Genomic DNA, 25,883 nt, shown 5'->3' on the forward strand with positions numbered 1-25,883 from the left:
AGGGGTCACACCCGTTCCCATCCCGAACACGGAAGTTAAGCCCTCCAGAGCCGATGGTACTCCGCGGGAAACCGCGTGGGAGAGTAGGTCGCTGCCGGATTCTTTTTGAGAAGCCCTCGTCGCCTCGTGCGACGGGGGCTTTTCTTTTTTCCGCGTCCCGCGTGGACCACCCGCTCACCGCTCCGAGGACCTGCAGGCCTGGGGAAGCGCGGCGTGCCCAACGCCGCATGCGTGGCTGTCCTGCTCAGCGCCGGACCCCGTGCCTTCGTACACGAAACCCTCGTGCGCGCCTGTTCGTCATCGCGCGGGCGGCCGGAGAGCTCGACCGCGTCAATGGCGGCACTCGGCTCCCCGAGCGACTCCGCGCGCCGCCTCGCCGCCCTGTCGTGCGTCGAAGGGCTTCGGCCTACACCGGTTTCTCCCGCAGGAATCTGGCGGGAGTCGCCGTCGCGGCGCCACCGGTTCCAGCACCGGGCGGGGTGGGATCAGCGCGGCCGATGTGGGGCGTTTGCCGGGAGCGCAGCAGGTCCTGTCCGACAGACGACGCCGCGCCTGGTCCCCGCGCTGCCTCCGAGTGGTCTCTGAATCCCTCAACCTTCTGAATTCGTTCGGCTTTTGGGGCTGCCGAGGTGTTTGACTCGCTATCTGTGCAGAACTAGAGTCCCACTTCTCCGCCCGGTCTGCGCTCCGCCTGCCGCGGTGCTCACCCCGGCCTCGGACCGCTCCACGAGATGAAGAAGCCGACCCTTTTTGGGAAGTACCTGCTCCTCGAGCGCATCAACGTCGGCGGCATGGCCGAGGTGTTCATCGCGAAGGCCTTCGGCGTCGAGGGCTTCGAGCGCATCCTCGCCATCAAGAAGATCCTCCCCACGATGGCGGAGGACGAAGAGTTCATCACGATGTTCATCGACGAGGCGCGGATCAGCGTTCAGCTGAACCACGCCAACATCGTGCACATCCACGAGCTCGGGAAGCACGACGACACCTACTTCATCGCCATGGAGTACGTGGCGGGTCGCGACGTGCGGACCATCCTGGAGCGGTACCGGCGGCGCAAGGAGATCATGCCCACCGCCCAGGCGGTGTTCATCGCCTCCAAGTTGTGTGACGGCCTGGACTACGCCCACCGCAAGAAGGACGCGCGCGGCCAGGACCTCCACATCATCCACCGCGATGTGTCGCCGCAGAACGTCCTCATCTCGTACGAGGGCGAGGTCAAGGTCATCGACTTCGGCATCGCCAAGGCGGCGAACCGCTCGCAGAAGACGCAGGCCGGCATCCTCAAGGGCAAGTTCGGGTACATGAGCCCGGAGCAGGTCCGGGGCATGCCCATCGACCGGCGCAGCGACATCTTCGCTGTCGGCGTGCTGCTCTACGAGATGCTCACTGGCGAGAAGCTCTTCGTCGGCGAGTCGGACTTCTCCACCCTGGAGAAGGTGCGAAACGCGGACGTCCCGCTGCCGCGCGAGTTCAACCCGAACATCCCTCCGGGGCTCGAGAAGGTCGTCCTCAAGGCGCTCGCCCGCGAGCCGGAGGAGCGCTACCAGTGGGGCTCCGACCTCGCCGAGGACCTGATGCGCTTCCTCCTCGCGGGGGATGCCATCTACTCGTCGAAGCATCTGTCCTCCTACATGAAGGAGGCCTTCGCCGAGGACATGCTCCGCGAGGCGGAGAAGATGGAGCGGTTCGCGGGCATCGAGCGTCCGGACCAGATCGAGACGTCGGGCATCACCGTTCCGCCCCCCGCGCAGGTTCGCAGCACCAAGCAGCGCCCTCCGCCCGCGGTGGTGGTGACCGGCTCTCCCGCGGGGCGTGCCCCGACGGCCCCGGGCCATCCTGCCCCTGGCTACATCCCGCCTCCCTCCGCCGAGGAGCTGGAGGAGATGGGCGTCGGCGCGGGCGACAAGACGCAGATCGTCGACTCGACCCAGACCTTCATGTCGCCGGAGACACGCGTCGCCGAGAGCAGCGTGCTCGTCGACGACAGCATCACGGGGCGGTCCGAGAACCCCACGCTCCAGGGCAGCGGCACCTATTCATCGCGTGAGCCCGAGCCCTCGATGCGCAAGGGCAAGAGCGGGCCCAAGGCCCAGGTCGTCATCGCCAGCGAGGACGGCGAGGCCTACTCCGGCGCGACGATGATTGGCCCGGCGCCGACGGCTCCGCCCTCGCGCTCGAGGCCGATGGAGGACGAGCCGCCCGAGGAGACGACGGGCAACATCACCGTCGCCCAGAACGGGCGGGGGGGCCGTGGTGGTCAGCGCGGCTCGCAGCAGCCCCACGACACCGGCGCCTTCGATGCGCCCCAGGACGAGGGCTACGACCACCACGACGGCTACGGTCAGCACGACGACGGCGCCTACGCCGACGACCACCACGACCCCGAAGAGGTCACCGGCTCCCAGGCGCCCGCGCCTGTCGCGAGCAAGGGCGGGAAGGGCAAGGCCAAGCCCGTTCAGCCCACGAAGGCCAAGCCCAAGGCGAAGGGCTCGGGCAAGGGACAGCCGCCGCTCCTGCAGACGCTCGCGAACCTGCCCAAGCCGGTGCTCTTCGGCTCCGCGGCGGGCATCGTCGTCGTGTTGATCATGCTCCTGGCGCTCATGATGAGCGGCTCGGGAGGTGAGCAGGTCATCTTTTCCGTGACGCCCCAGGCGGGCGCGTCCGTCACCGTGAACAACCAGGCCGTCGAGCCGAACACCGTCCTGGCCCTCCCCGCCGGTGACTACGAGGTCATCGCCAGCGCTCCGGGGCACAAGTCCGAGCGGAAGTTCGTGAAGGTCGTCGAGGGCACGCCGCTCGCCGAGTCCTTCAGTCTGGTGCCCGATGCAGTCGAGCCTCCGGCGGACGAGCCGCCGCCGAACAAGCCCGTCGAGGTGGCCGAGCGCCCCGCGACGCCCTCGGAGAACCCGCCGGGAGCTGCGGCGGACCCGGGACCGGCGGGCACGCCTCCGGCCCAACCGGGAGCTGACAACCCTGGCGACGCGAAGCCGGGCACGGACACGCCGACGGAGATGGTGAAGGTGGACACGCCCACGGCCCCCGTGGAGCCGCCCGCGCCCAAGAAGCTCGCGGCGGTGTTCGAGGGCACCGAGGGCGCGGAGATCTCCGTGAATGGCAGCCGGGTGGGGCTCACGCCCGACGCGCGGATGGCCAACCTGGAGGCAGGCAAGACCTACCAGTTCACGGCGAAGCTCGCGGGTTACAAGCCCTACTCGGGCAAGTTCGTCGCCAAGGGAGAGGGGGACGAGCTGACCGTTCCGTTCCAGCTCGTGAAGGAGGAGGCGCCTCGGCCCAAGCCGGTGGTACAGGCCGACCCGCCGCCGACTCCGAGGCCGCAGCCGCCCAAGCCGCCTCCGGCGTCCAAGGCCACGGGGACGCTGGCGTGCAGCACCAAGCCCGCGGGCGCGGAGATCTTCGTCGACGGAAAGAAGACTGGCCGACAGACGCCGGTGACCCTCGGCAGCCCCCTGGTCCTGCCGGTGGGCAAGCGGAAGATCACCTTCAAACTCAATGGCAAGACGAGCAAGCCTTTCGTTGTCTCCATCGCGGAAGGAAAGATGGAGAAGCTCGTCAACGTCGCCATCGAGTGAGGAGTCGGGCAGGCTGCGCGTCGTCGAATTGTTGAATGAACCGGTGCCGGGCGCGGTATGACGCCCGGCCCGCGACGCCACACGCTGAGGGAATGCGCCATGACCACGACGCCCATCCGGGGCAAGACCGAGGCCGGTCCTGCCCAACAGCCTTTTTCCTATCCGCTCCGCCGTGAGTTCGTCGAACCCGACTGGAAGCGCATCCCCGGGTACAAGGACGTCACCCAGGCGGAGTGGGAGAGCTCCGTCTGGCAGCGCAAGCACACCGTCAAGAACCTGAAGGAGCTCAAGGCGACGCTCGGCGCGCTGCTCCCGGATGACCTGGCGGAGAGCCTGGAGCGGGATCAGCGCGAGCGCGCGACGATGTCCATCCTCGTGCCCCCGCAGATGCTCAACACGATGGACTTCCAGGACCTCTGGAAGGACCCCGTGCGCCGCTACATGCTGCCGGCCTTCGCGGACCGCCTGACGGACTGGCCCAACCACCCGAAGGCCAGCCGCGACAGCCTCCACGAGCAGGACATGTGGGTCGTCGAGGGGCTGACGCACCGCTATCCGACCAAGGTGCTCGCGGAGATGCTGCCCACGTGTCCCCAGTACTGTGGACACTGTACCCGCATGGACCTGGTGGGCAACGACGTGCCCCAGGTCAGCAAACACAAATTCTCGATAGGACCCAAAGATCGCTACGAGCAGATGCTCGAGTACCTGCGCCGCACGCCGACGGTGCGCGACGTGGTGGTGTCCGGCGGCGACATCGCGAACCTGCCCATCCAGCAGCTCGAGCCGTTCGTCAGCTCGCTGATGGACATCCCGAACATCCGGGACATCCGCCTGGCCAGCAAGGGCCTGATGGCCATTCCCCAGCACTTCCTGCAGGACTCGGTGCTGGCGGGGCTGGACCGGCTGGCGAAGAAGGCGGTGGAGCGGGGCGTGGACCTGGCGCTGCACACGCACGTCAACAACGCCTCGCAGCTCACGCCGCTGGTGGGCAAGGCGGTGCGCAAGCTGTTGGACATGGGCTTCCGCGACGTGCGCAACCAGGGCGTGTTGCTGCGCGGGGTGAACGACAGCGCGCAGTCGCTGCTCGAGCTGTGCTTCACGCTGCTCGACCACGCGAAGATCCTGCCGTACTACTTCTACATGTGCGACATGATCCCCAACAGCGAGCACTGGCGGCTGTCGGTGGACCAGGCGCAGCGGCTGCAGCACGACATCATGGGCTACATGCCGGGCTTCGCCACGCCGCGCATCGTCTGTGACGTGCCCTTCGTCGGCAAGCGCTGGGTCCATCAGATCGCCGAGTACGACCGCGAGCGCGGCATCTCGTACTGGACCAAGAACTACCGCACGGGCATCGAGGCGAACGACCCCGAGGCCCTCAACCGGAAGTACGAGTACTTCGACCCCATCGACTCGCTGCCCGAGGCGGGCCAGGCCTGGTGGCGGGAACAGACGAAGGCGGCGTGATGGATTCCTCCGCGTGGGTGGTGCCCCCGTCGCCGGAGCCTCGCTCCGAGCGGACCTCGTTGAGCTCCGAGGGGCGCCGTCGCCTGTTCCCCCAGGCCACCGACGCGGAGTGGGCCGACTGGCGTTGGCATCAGCGGCATGCGGTGCGCGGGCTCGAGCAGCTCGAGCGCTACGTGCCGCTGACCGCCGATGAGCGCGCGGGCGTCCAGGAGACGGCCGCGCTGTTCCGCATCGGCATCAGCCCGTACTACCTGTCGCTCATCGACCCGGAGCATCCGTTCTGCCCGGTGCGCATGCAGTCCATCCCCGTGCGCGCCGAGGCTCGCGTACGTCCCGGCGAGCTGGAGGACCCGCTCGGCGAGGACAAGACGCGGCCGGAGGAGTGCATCGTCCACAAGTATCCGGACCGGGTGCTGTTCCTGGCGCTGGATACGTGCTCGGTCTACTGCCGTCACTGCACGCGCAGGCGCATCACCCAGGGCGGCGTGGCGGAGCTGTCCAAGGACCAGATGCGGCGGGGCATCGACTACGTGCGCCGTCACCCTGAGGTGCGCGATGTCCTCATCTCCGGCGGAGACCCGTTCCTGCTCAGCGAGCAGCGACTGGAGGAGCTGCTCGCGCCGTTGAGCGAGATTCCCCACGTGGAGATGATTCGCATCGGCACCCGGGTCCCCGTGGTGCTGCCCATGCGCGTCACCGACTCCCTGGCGAGCCTGCTGCGCCGCTACGCGCCCGTCTTCGTCGTCACCCACTTCAACCACCCGAAGGAAGTGACGCCCGAGGCTCGCGAGGCCTGCGAGCGACTGGTGGACCACGGCGTGCCCGTGGAGAACCAGGCCGTGTTGATGCGGCAGCTCAACTCGGACGCGCGCATCATCAAGGAGCTGTCACACCTGCTGCTGCGCACGCGCGTGCGCCCGTACTACCTGCACCAGATGGACGTGGCGGAAGGCTGCGAGCACCTGCGCACGCCCATCGCCAAGGGGCTGGAGATCATCCAGCAGCTGCGAGGGCACACCACGGGGCTCGCCGTGCCGCACCTCGCGGTGGACCTGCCGGGCGGCGGCGGCAAGGTGACGCTCCAGCCGGACTACGTCGTCGAGCGCAACGAGCGCGAGACGGTGTTCCGCAACTTCAAGGGCGAGCGTTACGCCTATCCGGAGCCCGAGGAGACCGACTGCGCGTGTCCGTATGACGAGACGTGGCGCGAGCGGGCCCAGCAGTTCGGCTACCACCGGAAGGGCTGAAGCCCGGGCCTCGGCCCAGGCTCCGTGGGACGACGCTCAGTCGTCCCTCGACTTCTTCTTCCGGACGAACTTCTTCTTCGCCTTGGACGACTCGGAGCTGGCGCGGCGCACGGCCTTCTTCGCCGGCTTCGCGTCGCCGTCGCCCATCACCTCCACCTGCACGTGGTCCTCGGCCGACGCGGCGGCATCGGCGCCCACCGCGCCTCCACCCTCGCCCTCGGCGGTCTCCACGCCTTCACCGTTCTCGCCGCCCGCCTCGTCCTCGACGGGGATGCCAATCTCGACCTCGGGGCCATCGCCTCCGGAGGACTCCACCTCGACGGGGTTCTCGTTGTCGAAGCCCTTCTGGACGGAGACCTCCTTCTCCTCGCTGGCCTTCGCCGCGGCGGCCTGGCGGGCCGCGGCCGCCTTGGCCTGGTCTTCCAGACGCTGGGCCTCGGCCTTGGCGCGCTCGTTGCCCTCCGGCCCCATCTTCGCGGTGAAGCGCTCGTACTCCTTCGCGCTGACGCCGTGCTTCTCCATCACCGCGGCGGTGACGGCGGCCTGCTTGCGGCTGGCCTGCCCGCGCTCCTCGTTGCTCATCTCCGAGGGCTTGCGGTTGCCGAACTCCTCGTCCACCTGCTTCATCGCCGCCGCTTCGTCCCGGCGGATCTGCGCCACCTTCTCGGGAGTCATCTCGCCCCCTTCTTGCGCTCCAGCACCGCCCGGAACGACGAGCAGGGCAGCGATGAGCATGGAGATGGGGCGGGACATGACGCGGCTCCTCGATGTTGGAAACAAGGGCATCTAAGCACGGCCATCCACCGGCGTGCACCGGTTGCGTTCCTGCCGGAGAACAGTGTGACGACGGGGGCGAATCCCGTGAAGCCCCGGCGGGTGCGCGCCGGTGGGCTCAGCCATTGCGGCAGCGCGTACAGCCGTCCCGGGCGCCGGAGCACTGCTCGCGGCCCTCGGCGCAGCGCGGGGGCAGGTCATCGCGGTCCGCGTGACGGTCCACCAGGGCGCAGAGCTCCTCGGAGACCTCGCACGTCTTTGTCGCCGCGGCGCAGCGCTGGTCGCACGTCAGGTCGTCTCGCGCGGTCCGCACCCGCAGTTCCTCAAGTCGCGCGGCGGCGCCATCGATGGCCGCGTCGTCATCTCCCGCGACGCGCGTGTCCACGTTGCGCGCGCAGCCAGCCAGGAGGGACGTGAGGACGACCAGGGGCAGGGCGAAGGAGAGGGCACTCATGGATTCCCCTTACGCGCCGGGTTGCCCCGTCGTCCAGCGCCCCAGGCTCCCGATGTCGGCCGATGACCGGCGCTCCGGCGCTGTCTGTTGCGCGCGCTCCACGGTGCGGGGCCTTTGCGCGGTCTGTCGGGAAGCGGCCTGAAGTTGTCGAAGCGCGAAACTGTGTTCGTCCACGCGGCCAGGGGCGAGGCGGCACGTTCAGGGCGTGCCACCGTGCTCTCGAAGGCTCAGGGGCGTCCCGAGTCCGGCGCCGAGGGCTGTGGCGCCGTGCTGGGGCGACGAGCGGGCTCCTCGGGACGCGACAGGTACAGATAGGCCGTCAGCGCCAGCAGGGCCATGACGGCGAGCCTGCGCAGCCAGTCCTCACGACGCCGCTGGGGCGATGCCTGGTCCTCCCGCGTCGCGGCCTCGAGCCCCGCCGTCACGTCGCCGCTCAGCGCGCGCAGCCTGCGACACGCCTCCACCACGGGCACCAGGCCCGCGGGGACCGGGGCGTCCTCGCGCTCCAGCGCCGCCGCGAGCATCCTCGCCCAGGCGGATTCCTCCTCCGCCGTCGCGGGCTCCCGGGCCCCGGGGAAGACGTTCCGCGTCAACGACACGGCCGCCCGAAGGAGCATCACCGACAGCGCCTCGTCCGTGACGCCATAGAAGCGCGCGCAGTCGCCCAGGGACGCCCCCGTCACGAGTCGACGGGTGAGGACGGCGGCGGAGCGGGGCTCCATCTCTCGCAGGGCCCGGACGAAGGCCTGGGGGGGAGGTCGGGAAGGGGAGGACTCGGGAGGTGTCACGTGGGCGCCATCCTCGCCCATCCTCCGGTCGTTTTCTTGAGGCACGTGGCCACCCTCCTACACTCCCAGGCCATGTTGCGACCTGTTGCATTCCTCCTGCTCCTGCTCGCCGCTCCACGCTCGCTCGCCGTGGAGACCCTGCGCATCGCCATCGAGGACACAGGGAGTGAGGTGCGCATCCGGGGACAGGGCCTCGGTTTCGGCACGGACAGCGAGGAGGCCACCTACGTCTCCATCCCCTCGGAGGTCGCCATCGTCCGACGCAAGGCCGGCAAGCTCGAGGTCAACGGCGCGCCCGTGCTCGGGGACTCGGTGCGCTTCCGCGCGGGCTTGAGCACCTCCGAGGACGCGGGGACGATTCCCGGGGAGCAGCCCATCAAGGCCGGCAACACCCAGGTGCGCGGCGATGTCGTCGTGCGCCCGCTGCGCGAGGGCCTGCAGCTCATCAACGTCATCCCTCTCGAGGACTACCTGGCCGCGGTGCTCGGCAGCGAGATGCCCGTGTCCTTCCCACCCGAGGCCCTCAAGGCCCAGGCCGTGGCCGCTCGCACCTACGCGTTGCAGAAGAAGCTGGATGCCTACAGCAACGCATTTCATCTGGGCAGCAGCGTGCTCCACCAGGTGTACGGCGGCGTCAACCGCGAGGACCCGCGCACCCGCGCCGCCGTGGACGCCACCCGCGGCCAGGTGCTCACCTACGAGCTCGCGCCCATCGAGGCCTACTTCCACGCCTCCTGCGGCGGCCGCACCGAGTCCGGCCACGACGCCCTCCACCGCGACTTGCCCTACCTGCAGCCCGTCGACTGTCCGTGCGGCCGGCTGCCCGCGAGCCGCTGGTCCGCCTCCATGTCGGATGCCGAAATCAAGGCGGCGCTCAAGCGGCCCGCCCAGGGCATGAAAATCACGGCCCGCACGTCCACCCGCCGCGTCACCCGCGTCACCATGGGGGACGGCAGCTCGGTGGACGGCGTGGAGCTGCGGCGGAGGCTCGGCTACACCCGGCTCAAGAGCCTCGATTTCGAGGTGGAACGGACCGACCAGGGCTACCAGTTCTCCGGACGCGGCTATGGCCACGGGGCCGGGCTCTGCCAGTGGGGCGCCAAGGCGCTCGCCGACAAGGGCAGGGGGTACCTGGAAATCCTCACCCACTACTACCCCGGCGCCGAGCTGCAGCAGCTCTACTGAGGCCCCCGGCGTCGGCGCGCTTTCCGTGGCGGCGTGGGGACTGCTACAAGCGCCAACCCCGTGTCGTCCCGCCTCTCAGACTACGACTTCGAGCTCCCCGAGTCCCAGATTGCCCAGGCGCCGCTCCCCCAGCGCGACGCCTCGCGGCTGATGCACGTGCGCCGCTCCTCGGGCGACGTGAGCCACCGCCAGTTCTCCGACGTGCTGGAGCTGCTCGGCCCCGGAGACCTGCTCGTCCTCAATGACGCCCGCGTCATCCCCGCGCGCCTGCTGGGGCAGAAGGCTGGCTCCGGAGGCCGCGTGGAGCTGCTGGTGGTGCGTCCGGCCGCTTCCACGCTCACCTCCGCAGCGCTCGGTGGCGCTCCCGAGTCGCTCGACTGGCTCTGCCTGGGCCAGGCCTCCAAGGGCCTCAAGCCCGGCCAGCGCCTCACGTTCGCCAGCGGCCTGGAGGCCGAGGTGCTCGAGGTGCTCGGAGGCGGGGAGTACCGCGTGCGCTTCCACGCGCCGCCCGGTGCGTCGCTGGCCTCGCTGCTCGACGCCGCGGGCCGCCTGCCATTGCCGCCCTACATCACCCGCGAGCCCGACGCCGCGGACGCCGAGCGCTACCAGACGGTGTACGCCAAGGCCTCCGGCGCCGTGGCCGCGCCCACCGCCGGCCTGCACTTCACCCAGGACACCCTGGCCGCGCTCGAGGCCCGCGGGGTGCGCCGCGCCCTGGTGACGCTGGATGTGGGGCCCGGCACCTTCCTCCCCGTGCGCGAGGAGGAGCTGGACAAGCACCACATGCACCCCGAGCGCTACACCGTGCCCGAGTCCACCGCGCGCGAGGTGAACGCGGCGAAGGCGGAAGGCCGGCGCGTGGTGGCCGTGGGGACCACCGTGGTGCGCACGCTGGAGTCCGCCACCGACGCGGCGACGGGCCAGCTGCGCGAGGGCCCCGGCGAGACGACGCTCTTCATCCGCCCGGGCTTCACCTTCCGCCAGGTGGACGCGCTCCTGACGAACTTCCACCTGCCGCGCTCCACGCTGGTGGTGCTCGTGAGCGCCTTGTTGGGCCGGGAACGCACCCTCGCCGCGTATTCAGAGGCGGTGCGCGCGGGATATCGATTCTTCAGCTACGGCGACGCCATGCTGGTGTCGGAGTGAGTGTCATGGGTGAGCAGCACGAGCAGGACGCGGGCACGCCGCGCGAGAAGGGCGACACGCGGGTGGCGCCGGGCATGGTGAAGTTCGAGCTGCTCCACGAGGACGCGTCCGGCACCAAGGCCCGCCGCGGACGGCTCAATACGCCCCACGGCCCCATCGAGACGCCCATCTTCATGCCCGTGGGCACCGTGGGCAGCGTCAAGGGCGTGGGCCCGGACGACCTGCTCGCCATGGACGCGCAGATCATCCTCGGCAACACGTACCACCTGATGCTGCGCCCCGGTGAGGCGCTGGTGGGCGAGATGGGCGGCCTGCACCAGTTCGTCTCCTGGAACCGGCCCATGCTCACCGACAGCGGCGGCTTCCAGGTCTTCAGCCTGTCGGAGAAGCGCAAAATCACCGAGGAGGGCGCCGCCTTCCAGTCCCACCTCGACGGCGCGCGTCACTTCCTCACGCCCGAGCGCTCCATCGACATCCAGGAGACGCTGGGCGCGGACGTCATCATGGCGTTCGACGAGTGCCCGCCCTCCACCGCCGAGCGCTCCTACCTGGAGAAGTCCCTGGCGCGCACCACCCGCTGGCTGCACCGGTGCGAGAAGGCGTGGACCCGGGGGCGCTCGTCGCTCTTCGGCATCGTCCAGGGCGGCCTGCACGAGGACCTGCGCAAGCGCCACGCCGAGGAGGTGTGCGCGGTGGACCTGCCCGGCTACGCGCTGGGCGGCTACTCGGTGGGCGAGGCCCCCGAGGCCATGCACGCGGGCGTGGCCTACTCCGCGCCGCTGCTCCCCCGGGACAAGCCCCGCTACCTGATGGGCGTGGGCACCCCCGTGGACCTGGTGACGTGCGTGGAGCACGGGGTGGACATGTTCGATTGCGTGCTGCCGACGCGTTGTGCACGCAACGGCCTGCTCTTCACCTCGGAGGGCAAGCTCACCATCCGCAACGCGGCGTTCGCCAAGGACCCCAGGCCGGTGGACCCTGAGTGCTCCTGCTACACCTGCCGCAACTTCAGCAGGGCCTACCTGCGCCACCTGTTCGCGGCGGGGGAGATCCTCGCCATGCGCCTGAACACCCTGCACAACCTCCATTACTTCCTGGGGTTGATGGCCCAGGTGCGCCGGGCCATCGCGGAGGACCGCTACGCCGCCTTCGCCCGGGACTTCCGCGAGCGGGCGCGGGCCCAGGAGGCCGAGCGGACCCGTGGCCGCTGAGCGGGCGGTTGGGATGTCGGGGTTCCCGCGTTCACTTGCTCACATGGGGACCCCTTGCTAAGAGGGCCCCCTTTCAGGATGGGTTCCTCGATTAGCGTGGGGGGTCCCCCATCCCAAGCCTTCCACAACCGACGAGGCAGTCTGTGGCTGAGAGCTTTTTGATGCTGGCGCAGGCCGGGGGCGGCGGGACGAGCCCGCTGAACACCCTGGCTCTGCTCGTGGGATTGGTCGCGATCATGTACTTCGTGATGATCCGCCCACAGCAGAAGCAGATGAAGGAGCACCGCAACCTGCTCACTTCGCTCAAGAAGGGCGATGAGGTGGTCACCGCGGGCGGCATGCTCGGGAAGATCCACCAGGTGGACGAGCGGACCGTGACGGTGGAGGTCGCGAGCGGTGTGCGCATTCGCATCCTGAAGACGTCCATCAGTGCCAAGGGCACGGTGGCCGAGGGCGCGCAGGCGGGGGCGCCGACCGAAGAGAAGAAGAAGGAGGAGAAGTAAAAATGGACCGCGGCTGGTGGTGGAAGTTCGGACTGATTGTCGCGGTGACGCTGGGGACCCTCTGGTTCCTGATTCCGACGTATTACACGCTGGTGGTCATGGATCGTGACCAGCGCAACAACCTGGCGCTTCTCGAGGAGAAGCTGCCGGCGTGGGCGCCCCCCGCGAAGTACCGGCTCAACCTGGGCCTGGACCTTCAGGGCGGCATCCACATGGTGATGCGCGTGGACACCAAGACGGCGCTCCAGAAGCGGACCGAGCGCCGAGGCCAGCAGATCGCCACGTACGTCGCCGACAAGAAGCTCGGCGAGGTCACGGCGGATACGGACCCGGAGAAGCTCCAGCTCACCTTGACGGCGAAGGACCCGGCGACGATGGACGCCATCGAGAAGGACGTCCTGGCGACCTTCGGCGACTTCAAGCGGGTCAGCCGCGACGGCGCGACGCTCGTGCTGTCGCCCGACGACACGCAGGTGAACCGCTTCCGTGAGGAAGCGGTGGACCAGGCGATGCTCGTCATCCGCCGCCGCATCGACAAGTGGGGCGTGGCCGAAGTGGACGTGCGAAAGCTCGGCACCGACTCCATCCAGATTTCGCTGCCCGGTCGCAGCAACCCGGAGCAGGCCAAGGAGCTCGTGGGTACCACCGCGCAGCTCGAGTTCCGGATGGTGGACGACACCAACCCGCAGTTCTTCGCGCAGATGCTCCAGACGACACCGCCGCCCGCGGGCAGCGACATCACCGTGACGGACGAGGGGGGCTTCGCGCAGTTGCAGAGCGCCTCGCGCGAGGCGCTGCTCGAGTACACCAAGGACAAGGTTCCGGAGAACCGCCAGGTGGTCACCGAGTGCATCGCGAACCCGCTGAAGAAGAACGAGTGCTCCTCGTACCGCACGTACCTGCTGGACAAGAACGTCCCGCTCACGGGTGAGAGCCTGGCGGGCGCGGACGCGTCCGTGAACCAGATGAACGAGCCGGAGGTGAACATCGCGTTCGACCCGGCCGGCGCGCGCGAGTTCGAGAAGCTGACCGAGGCGGGCGTGGGCCGCCGGATGGCCATCGTGCTGGACGACAACGTCCACACCGCGCCGAACATCAACGAGAAGATCGGCGGAGGCCGCGCGCGCATCACCATGGGCCGCATGGGTGCTCGCACCCGCGACGAGTGGCTGGGCGAGGCGCAGACGCTGGCGCTGGTGCTCAAGGCGGGCGCGCTGCCCGCGCCGGTGACGGTGGGCGAGATTCGTCAGGTGGGCGCGAGCCTGGGTGACGAGCTCATCAAGAAGGGCGGCCTGGCCGTGGTCCTGGGGCTGGGCCTGGTGGTGCTCTTCATGGCGCTCTACTACCGCAAGGCGGGGCTCATCGCGGACGTGGCCCTCATCCTCAACGGTCTGCTCATCCTGGCGGGGTTGGCGTTCTTCAACGCGACACTGACACTGCCTGGCATCGCGGGGTTCGTGCTGACGCTGGGCATCGCGGTGGATGCCAACGTGCTCATCAACGAGCGCATCCGCGAGGAGCTGTCCCACGGGAAGACGGCGAAGGCGGCGGTGGACCAGGGGTATGATCGTGCCTTCTGGACCATCTTCGACGCGCACGTGACGGCGCTCATCGCCGGCTTCATCCTGTTCTTCACGGGAACGGGGCCGGTGCGAGGCTTCGCCACCACGATGATCATCGGGCTCTTGGCCTCGCTGTTCACGTCCATCATGGTCACGCGCGTGCTGATGACCTACTTCGTCCACGGCCGTAATGCGCAGTCGGTGTCCGTCTGACCGGCGGGAGCCCGGGAAACTGCCATGCAGATCCTCAAGAACAAGACCAACATCGACTTCATCGGCAAGCGCAAGCCGGCCGTGTTCATCTCCACCCTCATCAACCTCGCCATCCTGGTGGGCATTGCCACGGTGGGGTTCAACTACGGCGTGGACTTCGCGGGTGGCACGGTGGTCGAGCTGAAGTTCGACCACCCCGTCTCCGCGGCGGAGGTGCGTGAGCGCGCGGAGAAGGGTGGCCTGCACGACGTGAGCGTGCAGAACATCGGCAGCGCCTCCGAGAACGCGTTCCTCCTGCGCATGGGCGGCGTCACGCAGCTCAACGAGGAGAACGCGGACAAGGCCAAGGCGGCCATCGAGGGCCTGGGAAGCGTGAAGAACGTCTACGCGGACCTGGCCAACGGCATCATCAACTTCCGCTCCTCGACGCCGCTGACGGCGGAGGCCATCAAGGCGGCGGTGGAGAAGTCCGGCACCGGCGTGCAGGAGGTCCGCGTCCTGGGCGAGAACCAGGGCGGCACGGGCGTCGACTACCAGGTCGTCGCCAGCGGCATGGCGGACAAGGTGTTCGGCGCGCTGAGCGCGGGCCTGGACAAGCCGGACTTCGAGCAGCGCCGCGTGGACTACGTCGGTCCGCAGGTGGGCAAGCAGCTGCGCAACCGCGGCGTCATGGCGCTGCTGTACTCCATGGTGGCCATCCTCATCTACGTGGCGTTCCGGTTCGACTTCAAGTTCGGCCCCGGCGCGCTCCTGGCCATGCTCCACGACGTCATCATGGTGGCGGGCTACTACCTGGTGAGCCGCCGCGAGTTCAACCTCACGGCCATCGCCGCGCTCTTGACCATCGTCGGCTACTCGGTGAACGACACCATCGTCATCTACGACCGCATCCGCGAGGACATGGCCAAGTTCAAGGGCAAGCCGTTCGCGGAGGTCATCAACATCGCCATCAACGACACCCTGGGCCGCACCATCCTCACCGCCGGCACCACGGCGCTGTCGCTCATCGGTCTGCTCATCTTCGGTGTGGGTGAGATCTTCGACTTCGCCATGGCCATGCTGGTGGGCATCGTGGTGGGCACCTACTCGTCCGTGTTCATCGCCAGCCCAGTGACCATCTGGCTGGACGAGCGCGCCGCGGCGAAGGAAGCCCGCGTCACCGCGCCGGCCTGAGGCCGCGCGGGCCCTGCTGGGGCCACGTGACACGAAAGAGGGCCCTGCGCTTCCGGAGGTTCGGAAGTTCAGGGCCCTCGGTGTTTCTGGTGCGGGACGCCGCGCTAGAAGCGCGCGCCCAGCGTCACGGAGGCGTCGAAGAGGCCGCCGTCGGAGTCCTCCACCGCGCCGTTGGCGAAGCCCGCGTCGTCAATCAGCAGGCGGTAGGTGGCCCGGAGGCCCGCGGTGAGCGCGCCGCTGTTGAACTCCAGGCCCGCGGCGAGCGGCACCTCCTCCATGGTGTCGTTGTCGTAGAAGCCGCCGCCGGTGCCGCGCACGTCCACGTACGTCAGGCCGAAGCCCGCGCCGACGAAGGGCCGCACCGAGGTGAGCATGGGCGGGGAGAGCTTCACGAGCGCGCTGCCACCCTGGCGGACGATGGACGGGCCGTCGTCGAGGATGCGCACGTCGTTGATGCCGTTCTGCGAGCCCTCGTAGCCGAGCTCGAACCCCAGGAACGTGGTGGGCTGCACGTTGAGTGAGAGACCCCACGACGGACCGGTGCTCGTCAGATCTCCCAGGTTGCCCGTGTAGTCGCCCAGGCCGCCCTTCAGGAACACGTTGACGTCACCGCGCTTGCCCGCTTTGCGCTCCTGCGCGGAGGCCGTGCCCGCAGCGAGAATCGCGAGCGCCAGCGCGCCAACCTGGATACCCCTTGAAAACATGCGTCCTCCCTATCAGGTGGTGTGCACTCAAGCTGTGCACCGGGCGCACGGCGCGCCTCCCACCGGCAGGCAAAGGAGCAAGCGCATGCCTGAACGCGTGAGCAGGAAGGGAAATGTCGTGCCCCAGGTTGGACTTTCCTCGTCAGACGTCTGAGGTACTGTCTCGCGTGTCAAGATTTCGTCCCGGCCACGGAGGAGTTCCGTGCGCCGAGGAGGGGAGCTCGCGAGTGCGGTGGTTGCTTCCAGACGTGGTCGAGGAGGAGGTGGGGTCGCTCGCTGGGGAGCTGTCGCTCCATCCGCTCGCGGCGAGGGTGCTCCTGCACCGGGGATACCGGACGCCGGAGTCGGCCTCGGCGTTCCTGTCGGACCGGTTGGCGGACCTGCCGGACCCCTTCCGGATGAAGGGCATGGCGGCGGGCGTGGAGCGGCTGGTGCGCGCGCTGCACCAGCGCGAGAAGGTGACGCTGTACGGTGACTACGACGTGGATGGGGTGTGCTCCACGTCGCTCCTGTTCCTGTTCCTGCGCGAGCTGGGCATGTCGCAGCTCGCCACGTACATCCCCCACCGGCTGGATGAGGGCTACGGCCTGAACCTGGGCGCGGTGGAGCGCATCGCCGGGGACGGGACGCGGGTGCTGGTGACGCTGGACTGCGGAATCACGTCCGTGGCCGAAATCACCCGCGCGAAGGAGCTGGGGCTGGACGTGGTGGTGGTGGACCACCACACGGTGCCGCCCACGCTGCCCCCCGCGGTGGCGGTGCTCAACCCGCACCAGCCCGGCTGCGAGTACCCCACCAAGGCGCTGTGCGCGGCGGGCGTGGCCTTCAACTTCTGCATGGGGCTGCGCAAGCGGCTGCGCGACGACGGCTACTTCGCCACGCGCAAGGAGCCCAACCTCAAGGCGCTGATGGACCTGGTGGCGCTGGCCACGGTGGCGGACGTGGTGCCGCTCACCGGCGCCAACCGCATCCTCGTCACCCACGGCCTGCAGGAGCTCACCGCCGCGCGTCGTCCCGGCGTGCGCGCGCTGAAGGAGGTGGCGGGGATGGACCCGGACACCCCCATCACCGCCGGGCAGGTGGGCTTCCGGCTGGGGCCTCGCATCAACGCCGCGGGTCGGCTGCATGACGCGTCGCTGGGCCTGCAGCTGCTCTGCTCGGAGTCGCTCGAGTCGGCGCGCGCGCTGGCGTCGGTCCTGGACCGGGCCAACGCGGAGCGCCAGGGCATCGAGAGCACCATCCTCACGCAGGCGCTGGCCCAGGCGGAGGAGCGCAAGGACGCGCGCGGCTTCGTGCTCTACGACGAGGGCTGGCACCCGGGCGTCATCGGCATCGTCGCCTCGCGCGTGGTGGAGCGCTACCACCGGCCCACCGTCATGGTGGGGGTGAAGGACGGGGTGGGGAAGGGCTCGGCGCGCAGCATCGAGGCGTTCCACCTGTTCGACGCGCTCAGCGGCTGCTCGGAGCTGCTCACCAAGTTCGGCGGACACAAGCACGCCGCGGGCCTCACCATCGACGCGGACAAGCTGCCCGCGCTGCGCGAGGCCTTCGAGAAGATTGCCCTCCAGCGCCTGTCCCCCGAGGACCTCATCCCCCGCTGCCGCGTGGACGCGGTGGTGAGCCCCCGGGAGCTGGACGCCACGGCGGTGGAGGCGCTCCAGCGGCTGGGGCCCTTCGGTCAGGGCAACCCGGAGCCCGTGCTGGTGCTGCGCCACCAGGTGGCCCGTCCGCGCGTGCTGCCGGCCAAGTCCGCGGGCAGCCACGGCCACCTCAAGCTCGCCCTCATGGACGCGCCGGAGCTGGACGCCATCGGCTTCGGCATGGCGGACCGCGTGCGGCTGGTGGAGGGGCCGGTGGACCTGGCCTTCCAGGCCGGCTTCGACACCTTCCGGGGCCAGCGCAAGCTGTCGCTGCGCCTCAAGGACGTGCGCGTCGCCGCTTGAGCCCTTGGCTTGTGAGGCGGGCCCTCGCGGGTGACGCGCGGGCCCGCGGGTGTCACCTCAGGCAAGACCCCAGCGCACCCGGCCGGGCGTCATCAGCGCGCCCACGCGGGCCAGCTCGTTGAGACGGAAGCGCTCCGCCTGACGCTCGAAGGTGTGGCGACACCGCTCCGAGCAGAAGAAGTACCGGCGCTTCTTGTACTCCGAGGAGGGCTGGCCCTCCGGCGTCTCCAACTGCTTGCCGCACACCGGATCCCAGTGCTTGCCCTGGCCCTGCGTCTGTCCCTGCACGCCTGTCATGCCTCGCCTCCCCGCGCCGCCCTGAGGGCTCTACGCCCACACCCGACGGTGGACACAAGCAGGGCGTATGCCAACCCCCAACTCCTCGGAATGCCGAGGGGCGTGGGAACGCACGGTGGGCTGGAGGTGGAAAAACTTCCACTCGGCCGCGCCCGCGTGGGAGCGAGCGCGGCCGGGAAGTGTTCCTCAGAAGGCGATGCCGGCGCTGCCGCCCAGGAAGAAGTCGTTGAGGTAGCCCCGGCGGAAGCCCATGGCCTCCAGGCGCAGGGACAGCCTCATGTTGCTGTCGCCGAACACGCGGGGACGTCCGCGCAGGCCCAGGCCGTACTGGATGACGGGTTTGATTCCGTTCACCTTCGTCTCGGCGGTGTCGATGGTGATGGACGTGGCCTGGTAGGCGATGCCGCCGCCCACCTGCCCGAAGACGCCGAAGTCCGACTTGCCGAACTTGAACTCATAGGCGGGGGCGAGGGTGAAGTAGTGCTGGCTGGAGCGGCCCTTCAGGAACCGGGTGCCGTCGCTCTGGCTGCCGTACGTCCAGCGCAGGTCCGCCCAGAGCGCCTCGCGCAAGGGCTCGATGTCGAGGATGCGGCCGTACTCCCAGGTCGCGCGGATGCCCAGGCCGAGCACGGGCTCGGCGAAGCGGCCTCGCGACGAGTCGAGCAGCAGCGCGCCGGCGAGCAGCTCCGCGGCGAAGCCCTTGTTGGGGTCGTCGATGCCGGCGAGCCGCTTGAAGTCGCCGTCCTCGCCCTCCTGCTCGGAGATGTCGCGGAACTCCTCCACCTGGTCCGCGTTGCGGCGGCGGCGCTCGTAGGCCTCCTCCTCGTCGAGCTGCTCCTGGGTGGGGCCCGGCTCGTCCTCCGGATAGGCGTACGGGTCGTCATCGGTCTGCGCGTGGGCGGCGGGCGCGACGAGCAGGCCGCCCAGCAGGCAGCGGGTGAGCCAGGTCTTCACGGTGGCGGTTCTCATCAGTCTTCGCTCAGGCGGGGGCAGGTGGTGCCGCCCGCGGCGCTGGGCGGGCAGAGGTTGGGATTGGTGGTGCCCACGAGCAGATCCCGGGGAATCTGCAGGTGGTCCATCACCTCGTTGCAGACGGCCTCCTTCAGGCGGAGGTCCGTGATGTGGGTGATGATGGGGGTCACCGCCACGGCGAGCGTGAACTTGGTCTGGTCCGACAGGTACTGCCGGGTGAGCTGCAGGATGCCCGGCGTGGTCGTGGACTCGTCGTTGTACGCCGTGACGATGGAGCGCAGCAGGATGTCGCGCTGCCCGGTGGCCTCGCCCGCCTGGTACAGGGCGCTCGCGAGGATGGTGCCCACGCGGTAGTAGTTCTCGAACTGGTTCAGGTTGGCGCTGAGCAGCGTGTCGCGCAGGTTCTCGTCGATGCAGCGGTCCGAGCGGGCCAGGTCGCGCTCGTCGGCGACGGCGCCGTACTGGCCCTCGAAGGACGTGGAGAGGAAGCGCGTGTCACAGCCGTTCTTGGAGCGGCAGGTGGCGCCGTAGGCGTGCAGGTCCGCCAGGCCCTCGTCCATGGACTTGAGGATGTTGGCGCCCGGGCTGGGGCCGCCGCCGTCGGACCACGTGCCCAGGGCCTGCGGGAAGGGGTTGCCGCCGTAGGCCTTCTGGTTGAAGACGCGGTGCGCGTACTCGTGGGTGGTGACGCCCGCGTTGATGGCGAGCGGCGCGCGCTGCAGCTCGTCGAAGGGCAGGATGAAGAAGGAGTCCATCGCCGAGAAGTACAAGGCGTTGTCCCGCAGGGGGTCCTTGTCGGTGGCGGGGGTGCGGAACTCGGGGAAGTAGTACGTCCTGGGGGGCGTCTTGAAGTCCGCGACCGGGATGTTGGTGACCTCGCGGAAGTAATCGAAGGCGCGCTCGAGGTTGTAATACGTCGTCACCATGTTCCAGGTATGGAAGTCCGCCGGCCACAGGACGTCGCCCTGGGTGATGTAGCTGGCGGTGACGTCGCGGCCCTCGTCCTTGAGCAGGGCGTTGACGAAGGCCTCGGGGGTGGTGGCGCGGTCGAGGTCCGGGTCGTTGGGGTCCAGGACGATGCGCGCGCCTCCGTGCAGGTCGGCCACGCTGCCGCTGAGGCCGACGATGTCGGAGACCGTCTTGAGCTCGACCTCCTCGGGGATGTACTGCCCGTTGCTGGAGAGCACCAGGGCGCGAATCTTGACCGGCGCGCTCGGGTCGGGCGCACAGCCGGCGGCCAGGCCGAGCACGGCGGTGGTGGCGATGACTGTTCGGAGCATGGGGCCGTTTTACTCCGGTCCGGGCGGAACGTGTATTCCCCTCCGGGTGCCAGCGGCGCGTGAGGGAGACGCGGGGTGTGGGCGCGCGGCCGGACAGGGCAGGGGGCCGAGCATCCTGGCCGCGGGGACGAGGACGCGGGGGCCGTGAGGCTCTCCAGGCAGGTCGACGTCGGGCGGGCAGGGCTTTCCGGGGGCGTCAGGAACGCGCGTGAGGCGGCGACCGTCTGGGAGCTGTCAGGCCGGCGCGGACTCCTTGACGCATCGTTTCCACGCTCTTTATGGTGCCGCGCCTTTTCCCTCTACGCACAGCGCAGGCGGTCTTTATGGCGGTCCCGTTCATCTCCGAGGTCAAGCGTACCCACACCTGCGGCCAGCTCACGGCGCGCAATGTCGGCGAGGAGGTCGTCCTCTTCGGCTGGGTGCACAATCGACGCGACCATGGTGGCGCGGTCTTCATCGACCTGAGGGATCGCGACGGCTTGACGCAGGTGGTGTTCGAGCCGGACCACGCGGAGGCGCATGGCCTGGCGGGCAGCCTTCGGCTGGAGTACTGCATCGGCGTGCGCGGCAAGGTGGTGTCGCGTGGCAAGAACGTGAACCCGAAGATGAAGACGGGTGAAATCGAGGTCCAGGCGAGCGACCTGACCATCTTCAACCGCTCGGAGCCGACGCCGTTCCCCATCGAGGACTCCATCGACACGTCGGAGGAGAAGCGGCTGGCGCACCGCTATCTGGACCTGCGCCGCGCGCCGCTGCAGAAGTCGCTGCGCACGCGCTCGCAGATGAACGCGCTGACGCGGGCGTACATGGTGGACCAGGGCTTCCTGGAGCTGGAGACGCCGTTCATGGGCAAGTACACGCCCGGCGGCGCGCGCAACTTCCTGGTGCCCAGCCGGATGAACGCGGGCAAGTTCTACGCGCTGGCGGAGAGCCCGCAGCTCTACAAGCAGCTCTTCATGGTGGCGGGCTTCGACCGGTACTTCCAGATCGTGAAGTGCTTCCGTGACGAGGACCTGCGCGTGGACCGGCAGCCGGAGTTCACGCAGATCGACGTGGAGATGAGCTTCGTCAGCCAGGACGACATCTTCACCATCATCGAGGGGCTCATCAAGAAGCTGTGGGGCGAGGTGCTGGGCATCGACGTGCCCACGCCGTTCATGCGCATGGACTTCTACGAGTCCATGGCGAAGTACGGCAACGACAAGCCGGACCTGCGCTTCGGGCTGGAGCACACGGTGCTGACGGACCTGATTCGCGAGCACGGCGAGGCGGGCGGCGTGCCGATGATGTTCGAGGCGGTGCAGAACAAGGGCATCGTCAAGGCGATGGTCATCCCCGCGGACAAGGCGATGAGCCGCGCGGAGAGCGACAAGCTGGAGGAGTTCGCCAAGCAGGCGGGCGCCAAGGGCCTGGCGCGCGCGAAGGTGGCGGAGGGTGGCGAGTGGACGCAGTCGCCGCTGTCCAAGACGATCACGCCGGCCTTGCGCGCGGCCATCAACCAGGCGGTGGGCGCGAAGACGGGCGACCTCATCCTGTTCCAGTTCGGCAAGGAGGCGCTGGTCCACACGGTGATGGCGAACCTGCGCGTGCACGTCGCCAAGAAGCTGAGGCTGATTCCGGAGTACGGCAGCGGCGGCCAGTGGAAGTTCCTGTGGGTGGTGAACCCGCCGCTGTTCGAGCACGACGAGGAGACGAACACGTGGGTGGCGGCGCACCACGCCTTCACGCGGCCGCACGATGGCGACGTGCAGTATCTGCTGACGGAGCCGGGCCGGGTGAAGTGCCACCGCTACGACGTGGTGCTCAACGGCTTCGAGATTGGCGGCGGCTCCATCCGTCTGCATGACCCGAAGGTGCAGGCGGAGGTCTTCAAGGCGCTGGGCATCGGCGACGAGGAGGCGCAGACGAAGTTCGGCTTCCTGCTGGACGCGCTCAAGTACGGCGCGCCTCCGCACGGTGGCATCGCGCTGGGCATGGACCGGCTCGCCTTCCTGCTCACCGGCTCCGAGTCGCTGCGCGACGTGATTCCGTTCCCGAAGACGAAGACGGGCACGGACCTGATGACGGGCGCGCCGGGCGACGTGGACGACAAGCAGCTGCGCGAGCTGCATGTCCGTCCGGTGCCGCCGCCGCAGAAGTAGTCGTCAGACGATGGAGGCGAGGGGCTCCGGCCCTCCCTCCAGCGTGTCTTTCAATCGCTGGAGGCCCTTCTCCAGCGCGGCGCGGATGCGCGGTGCTCCCAGGCACAGGCGCACCGCCGCCGGCGCGGTGGCGGGCCCCACGCTGAAGACCTCGGCGGGTGTGACGGAGACTCCGCGCCGACGGGCCTGCGACGTGAACGGCTCCGCGCGGAAGCCGCCGGGCAGCTCGAGCCACAGGTGGTAGGTGACGTGGTTCGCGGGTGTTCGCCGCAGCCTGTCTCCCAGGATTTCCTTCGCCAGCTCCAGTCGCTCCCGGGCCTCGCGTCGACGGCGGGTGACGAGCTCGTCCGCGGTGCCGTCGTTCACCCATCTCGCGGCGAGCTCGGCCGTGAGCGCGGGTGTCATGCGTGAGGCAAGCGCGGCCTCTTCCGCGAGGCGCTCCGTACCAGGGCCCTCGGGCGCCGCCAGGTAGCCGATGCGCAAGCCCGGGGCGAGCAGCTTGGAGACACCCGCGATGAACCAGCCGGACTCGGGCAGGAGCGCGCAGAGCGGGGGTGGGCGCTTGTCGAGCAGCAGGCCGTAGGCGTCGTCCTCCACGACGGAGAGCCCGTGCTTGCGGGCCACGGTGGCGATGCGGCGGCGGCGCTCCTCGGACATGACGGCGCCGGTGGGGTTCTGGAGGTTGGGCAGACAGAAGAGGACCTTCGCGCCGCCCCGGCAAGCGGCCTCCAGGGCTTCGGGCACAAGTCCTTGCGCATCCATGGCCACGCCCTGCAGGCGCAGGTGGAGGCGGCTGGCGAGCACCTTGAGGCCCGGATAGGTGAGGGCCTCGCAGAGCACCGTGTCGCCCGGGCGCGTGAGGACATTGAGCGCCACCTCCATCGCGTGCTGGCCACCGGAGCACACCATGACGCGCGCGGGGGACACGTCGAGGCCGAAGCGGGACATCCACTCGGCGCCGGCCTCGCGGTGCGCGAGGTGGCCCAGGTGCGGAGCGTACTCGAGCAGCTCCGCGACGCGGGGCGAGCGTTGCAGGGCGTCCAGGGTCTTCGCGAATGCGGCGCTGGCCGGGTCCTTCGCTGGTGTGGCGGGCCAGTTGAGGCCCAGCTCCACCAGGGCGTCATCCCCTTCATCCGGTGCGGGGGAGGGCAGGTGGCGGGGCGTGTCGCGGTGGCGGACGAAGGTGCCTCGGCCCACTTCTCCGCCGATGAGGCCTCGGCGCTCCGCCTCCGCGTAGGCCCGGGTCACCGTGCCCACGGTGACGCCGACCTTCTCAGCGAGCTCCCGGTGGGTCGGCAGGCGTGTCCCCGGAGTGAGGCGGCCCTCCTCGATGTCCGCGCCGAGCGCATCCGCGATGACCCGGTACAGCGGACCCTCTCGGTCGCGGAGGTTGGGCGTCCAGATTGTCATGGTGACAATTCATACGGTTGACGGGCGGCTTCGCGCAATGCATCGATTGTGTCGATTCTTGCGGTCGATTGTTTCGGTACAATCCACGGCCATCGAGCGAGGTGGCCAGCGGAGGAGCACACCATGCAGGTGAGCATTGTCGATGCCTTCACGCGGACGCCGGGAGTCGGCAATCGCGCGGGCGTGGTCCTGGATGCGGCCGGGTTGGGGGAAGACGCCATGCAGCGCATCGCCGCGGCGGTGGGCGCGTCGGAGACAGCCTTCGTGTTGGCGGGCCCCGGAGCGCAGGGAGTGAAGCTGCGGTACTTCACACCGGAGGCGGAGATTGACTTCTGCGGCCACGCGACTGTGGCGACGTTCCATCTGCTGGCCGAGCGAGGGCTGTTGCCGCGCTCCGGGGCGACGCGGTTGGAGTGCGCGGCGGGGGGGCTCGACGTGGAACTGGAGGCGCTGGAGTCGGGTGGCAGCCGCGCGTGGATCGTGACGCCCAAGAACCCGTGGCTGGAGCCGCCGGTTGCGCTGTCACAGGTGCTCGCGTTGGTGGGCGGGACGGTGGAGATGGTGGATGCGTCGCTCCCGGTGCGGCGCAATGCCCATCGATTGATGGTGCCGTTCCGTCGGCGCGAGGATGTGTGGGCATTGGCGCCGCGCTCGGGACCGCTGGCAGAGTTGCTCCGGCCACATGGGCTGAGTGGTGTGTATGTCTTCACGCGCGAGACGCGTGAGGCGGGGAGCGTGGCGCACTCGCGCTACTTCGTGCCGGGACTGGGTGTGCCGGAGGACCCCGCGACGGGCTCGGCCGCGGGGCCGCTCGGGATGTACCTGGCGATGCACGGTGCGCTGGAACTGCCGGCCTCGGGTGGAACGGTCCGGGCGCGCATCGAACAGGGCGACGCCATGGGCAAGCCGGGGCGCATCGAGGTCGAGGTCTCAGGTCGCGCGGGCCATCCCGAGCAGGCCCGCATCGGCGGTGTCGCGGTGACGGTGCTCGAAGGCTCGCTGCGCGTTTGATTCGGACTGCTCGAAGGTCCTCTCGGGCCCGTTGGTGAAGTGGCCGTGGCGAAACGCGGTGACGGCCCTCGACAGCCCGATGCTCGTTTGAAGCGTGCATCGGGACCGTGGTCGAGCGGCTGCCCGGTTCGCGGGTGAAGTCTGAGATGGCGCCGCGATGAGACGCGTCTTCGCTTGCGCCTCGCGGTTCTTGTGGCTTCTTGTCCGAGTCGGACGGGCCGCCCGTCCGCGCCGCATGCGATTGCTTGCCTACAGCTATGTGGGGCCCCGGGAGATACGACAGCGCTCACTCGGGACTCCTGGGACACCCGTGACGTCTCCGCCAGGGCTCCGCGTCTGGCTCTCCGCCCACCCGGAGGCCTTCAGCGAAGGCGCGACCTACGTCGTCGACCTGCTCGGTCGATTGCGCCTGGCGCCGCGCCGCTCCGAGCACGTCGCGTGCGCGGACGGCGAAGAGGTGCTCGCGGCCGGAGAGCTTCGCTTCCGGCTGGATGCAGGACAGCCCTCCGTCGCCGAGGTCTCGAACCTGTCCACCGGCTACTGCCCGGACGTCACCTGCTGGGCGGCCGTGGCCCGGGCCCTGGCGCCCTTGGGGCTCCACCCGCCCACGGGCTTCACCGGGGCGATGGACTTCCGTCGGTGCCTTGCGTGCGGTGAAGTCACCCTGGTGAAGGAGCGGTGGTTCGTCTGCACCTTCTGCGACGCGGACCTGCCCTCTGACTGGAATGTGTCACTCGCCCGGGAGGTGGACGTGGAGTGACGGCATCGTCGTGCCTCAAACGGCCGGGGCCTGTGCACTGCGTCAGCGG

The 25,883-nt window shown here is 69.3% G+C and carries 21 protein-coding genes and 1 rRNA gene; 14 read left to right on the plus strand and 8 right to left on the minus strand.

Annotated features, from left to right (window positions below; translation table 11 throughout):
- From rrf to FL311_RS22690, 4 genes are all read left to right on the plus strand, one after another.
- A 5S ribosomal RNA gene (gene rrf, locus FL311_RS22675) occupies nucleotides 1–100 on the plus strand; the annotation flags it as partial.
- Between the two features lie 631 nt (nucleotides 101–731).
- Nucleotides 732–3,590: a serine/threonine-protein kinase gene (locus FL311_RS22680; protein WP_141327819.1), complete on the plus strand. Its 2,859-nt coding sequence runs from the start codon at nucleotides 732–734 to the stop codon at nucleotides 3,588–3,590.
- A 99-nt stretch (nucleotides 3,591–3,689) separates the two neighbouring features.
- Complete coding sequence (locus FL311_RS22685; protein WP_141327821.1) at nucleotides 3,690–5,060, plus strand: KamA family radical SAM protein; 1,371 nt, start codon at nucleotides 3,690–3,692, stop codon at nucleotides 5,058–5,060.
- Nucleotides 5,060–6,307, plus strand: coding sequence for a KamA family radical SAM protein (locus tag FL311_RS22690; RefSeq protein WP_141327849.1), 1,248 nt, complete (start codon nucleotides 5,060–5,062; stop codon nucleotides 6,305–6,307). Before FL311_RS22685 ends, FL311_RS22690 begins: the two co-directional genes overlap by 1 nt.
- A gap of 36 nt (nucleotides 6,308–6,343) precedes the next feature.
- Here FL311_RS22690 and FL311_RS22695 read toward each other — a convergent pair whose 3' ends face one another.
- The 3 genes from FL311_RS22695 to FL311_RS22705 form a co-directional block, all read right to left on the minus strand.
- A complete protein-coding gene (locus FL311_RS22695; RefSeq protein ID WP_194869324.1) occupies nucleotides 6,344–7,060 on the minus strand; it encodes a hypothetical protein in 717 nt (238 codons plus the stop codon).
- Nucleotides 7,061–7,199: 139 nt separating this feature from the next.
- Nucleotides 7,200–7,535 carry a hypothetical protein gene (locus tag FL311_RS22700; protein WP_194869325.1) on the minus strand — a complete coding sequence of 112 codons (336 nt, stop codon included), beginning with the start codon at nucleotides 7,533–7,535 and terminating at the stop codon, nucleotides 7,200–7,202.
- 227 nt (nucleotides 7,536–7,762) lie between these two features.
- Entirely contained in the window at nucleotides 7,763–8,368 is a 606-nt protein-coding gene (locus tag FL311_RS22705; protein WP_228557007.1) for a hypothetical protein, read from the minus strand.
- A gap of 27 nt (nucleotides 8,369–8,395) precedes the next feature.
- Here FL311_RS22705 and FL311_RS22710 point away from each other — a divergent pair, with 27 nt between their 5' ends.
- The 6 genes from FL311_RS22710 to secF all read left to right on the plus strand — a co-directional run bounded on the left by FL311_RS22710 (nucleotide 8,396) and on the right by secF (nucleotide 15,316).
- Nucleotides 8,396–9,508: a SpoIID/LytB domain-containing protein gene (locus FL311_RS22710; RefSeq protein ID WP_141327854.1), complete on the plus strand. Its 1,113-nt coding sequence runs from the start codon at nucleotides 8,396–8,398 to the stop codon at nucleotides 9,506–9,508.
- Nucleotides 9,509–9,568: 60 nt separating this feature from the next.
- Nucleotides 9,569–10,654 (plus strand): tRNA preQ1(34) S-adenosylmethionine ribosyltransferase-isomerase QueA, encoded by a 1,086-nt coding sequence (gene queA / locus FL311_RS22715; RefSeq protein ID WP_194869326.1) that lies wholly within the window; start codon nucleotides 9,569–9,571, stop codon nucleotides 10,652–10,654.
- A 74-nt stretch (nucleotides 10,655–10,728) separates the two neighbouring features.
- On the plus strand, nucleotides 10,729–11,865 hold the full coding sequence (gene tgt, locus FL311_RS22720; protein WP_194869327.1) for a tRNA guanosine(34) transglycosylase Tgt: 1,137 nt from the start codon (nucleotides 10,729–10,731) through the stop codon (nucleotides 11,863–11,865).
- Nucleotides 11,866–12,008: 143 nt separating this feature from the next.
- Complete coding sequence (gene yajC / locus FL311_RS22725) at nucleotides 12,009–12,368, plus strand: preprotein translocase subunit YajC (RefSeq protein ID WP_141327827.1); 360 nt, start codon at nucleotides 12,009–12,011, stop codon at nucleotides 12,366–12,368.
- A gap of 2 nt (nucleotides 12,369–12,370) precedes the next feature.
- Nucleotides 12,371–14,143: a protein translocase subunit SecD gene (gene secD / locus FL311_RS22730; protein WP_141327829.1), complete on the plus strand. Its 1,773-nt coding sequence runs from the start codon at nucleotides 12,371–12,373 to the stop codon at nucleotides 14,141–14,143.
- 24 nt (nucleotides 14,144–14,167) lie between these two features.
- Nucleotides 14,168–15,316 (plus strand): protein translocase subunit SecF, encoded by a 1,149-nt coding sequence (gene secF / locus FL311_RS22735; RefSeq protein ID WP_141327831.1) that lies wholly within the window; start codon nucleotides 14,168–14,170, stop codon nucleotides 15,314–15,316.
- Between the two features lie 104 nt (nucleotides 15,317–15,420).
- On the opposite strand, the gene FL311_RS22740 is transcribed toward secF, so the two are convergent.
- Nucleotides 15,421–16,020: an outer membrane beta-barrel protein gene (locus FL311_RS22740; RefSeq protein ID WP_141327833.1), complete on the minus strand. Its 600-nt coding sequence runs from the start codon at nucleotides 16,018–16,020 to the stop codon at nucleotides 15,421–15,423.
- 227 nt (nucleotides 16,021–16,247) lie between these two features.
- Between FL311_RS22740 and recJ the strand changes: the two genes are divergently transcribed.
- Nucleotides 16,248–17,963 (plus strand): single-stranded-DNA-specific exonuclease RecJ, encoded by a 1,716-nt coding sequence (gene recJ, locus FL311_RS22745; protein WP_141327835.1) that lies wholly within the window; start codon nucleotides 16,248–16,250, stop codon nucleotides 17,961–17,963.
- Between the two features lie 57 nt (nucleotides 17,964–18,020).
- On the opposite strand, the gene FL311_RS22750 is transcribed toward recJ, so the two are convergent.
- The 3 genes from FL311_RS22750 to FL311_RS22760 form a co-directional block, all read right to left on the minus strand.
- Nucleotides 18,021–18,260, minus strand: a complete 240-nt coding sequence (locus tag FL311_RS22750; protein WP_046714783.1) for a YHS domain-containing protein — start codon at nucleotides 18,258–18,260, stop codon at nucleotides 18,021–18,023.
- Nucleotides 18,261–18,446: 186 nt separating this feature from the next.
- Nucleotides 18,447–19,229, minus strand: coding sequence for a hypothetical protein (locus tag FL311_RS22755; RefSeq protein ID WP_141327837.1), 783 nt, complete (start codon nucleotides 19,227–19,229; stop codon nucleotides 18,447–18,449).
- A complete protein-coding gene (locus FL311_RS22760) occupies nucleotides 19,229–20,512 on the minus strand; it encodes a hypothetical protein (RefSeq protein WP_141327839.1) in 1,284 nt (427 codons plus the stop codon). Before FL311_RS22760 ends, FL311_RS22755 begins: the two co-directional genes overlap by 1 nt.
- A gap of 323 nt (nucleotides 20,513–20,835) precedes the next feature.
- Here FL311_RS22760 and aspS point away from each other — a divergent pair, with 323 nt between their 5' ends.
- A complete protein-coding gene (gene aspS, locus FL311_RS22765) occupies nucleotides 20,836–22,653 on the plus strand; it encodes an aspartate--tRNA ligase (protein WP_141327841.1) in 1,818 nt (605 codons plus the stop codon).
- A gap of 3 nt (nucleotides 22,654–22,656) precedes the next feature.
- On the opposite strand, the gene FL311_RS22770 is transcribed toward aspS, so the two are convergent.
- Nucleotides 22,657–24,063 (minus strand): PLP-dependent aminotransferase family protein, encoded by a 1,407-nt coding sequence (locus FL311_RS22770; protein WP_141327843.1) that lies wholly within the window; start codon nucleotides 24,061–24,063, stop codon nucleotides 22,657–22,659.
- 123 nt (nucleotides 24,064–24,186) lie between these two features.
- Here FL311_RS22770 and FL311_RS22775 point away from each other — a divergent pair, with 123 nt between their 5' ends.
- Both FL311_RS22775 and FL311_RS22780 read left to right on the plus strand, forming a co-directional pair.
- Nucleotides 24,187–25,074, plus strand: coding sequence for a PhzF family phenazine biosynthesis protein (locus tag FL311_RS22775; protein WP_141327845.1), 888 nt, complete (start codon nucleotides 24,187–24,189; stop codon nucleotides 25,072–25,074).
- Between the two features lie 310 nt (nucleotides 25,075–25,384).
- Nucleotides 25,385–25,834, plus strand: coding sequence for a hypothetical protein (locus FL311_RS22780; protein ID WP_228557008.1), 450 nt, complete (start codon nucleotides 25,385–25,387; stop codon nucleotides 25,832–25,834).
- Nucleotides 25,835–25,883 lie beyond the last annotated feature (49 nt).

The organism is Myxococcus sp. AB025B (assembly GCF_006518215.1).
Classification (GTDB): Bacteria; Myxococcota; Myxococcia; order Myxococcales; family Myxococcaceae; genus Myxococcus; species Myxococcus fulvus.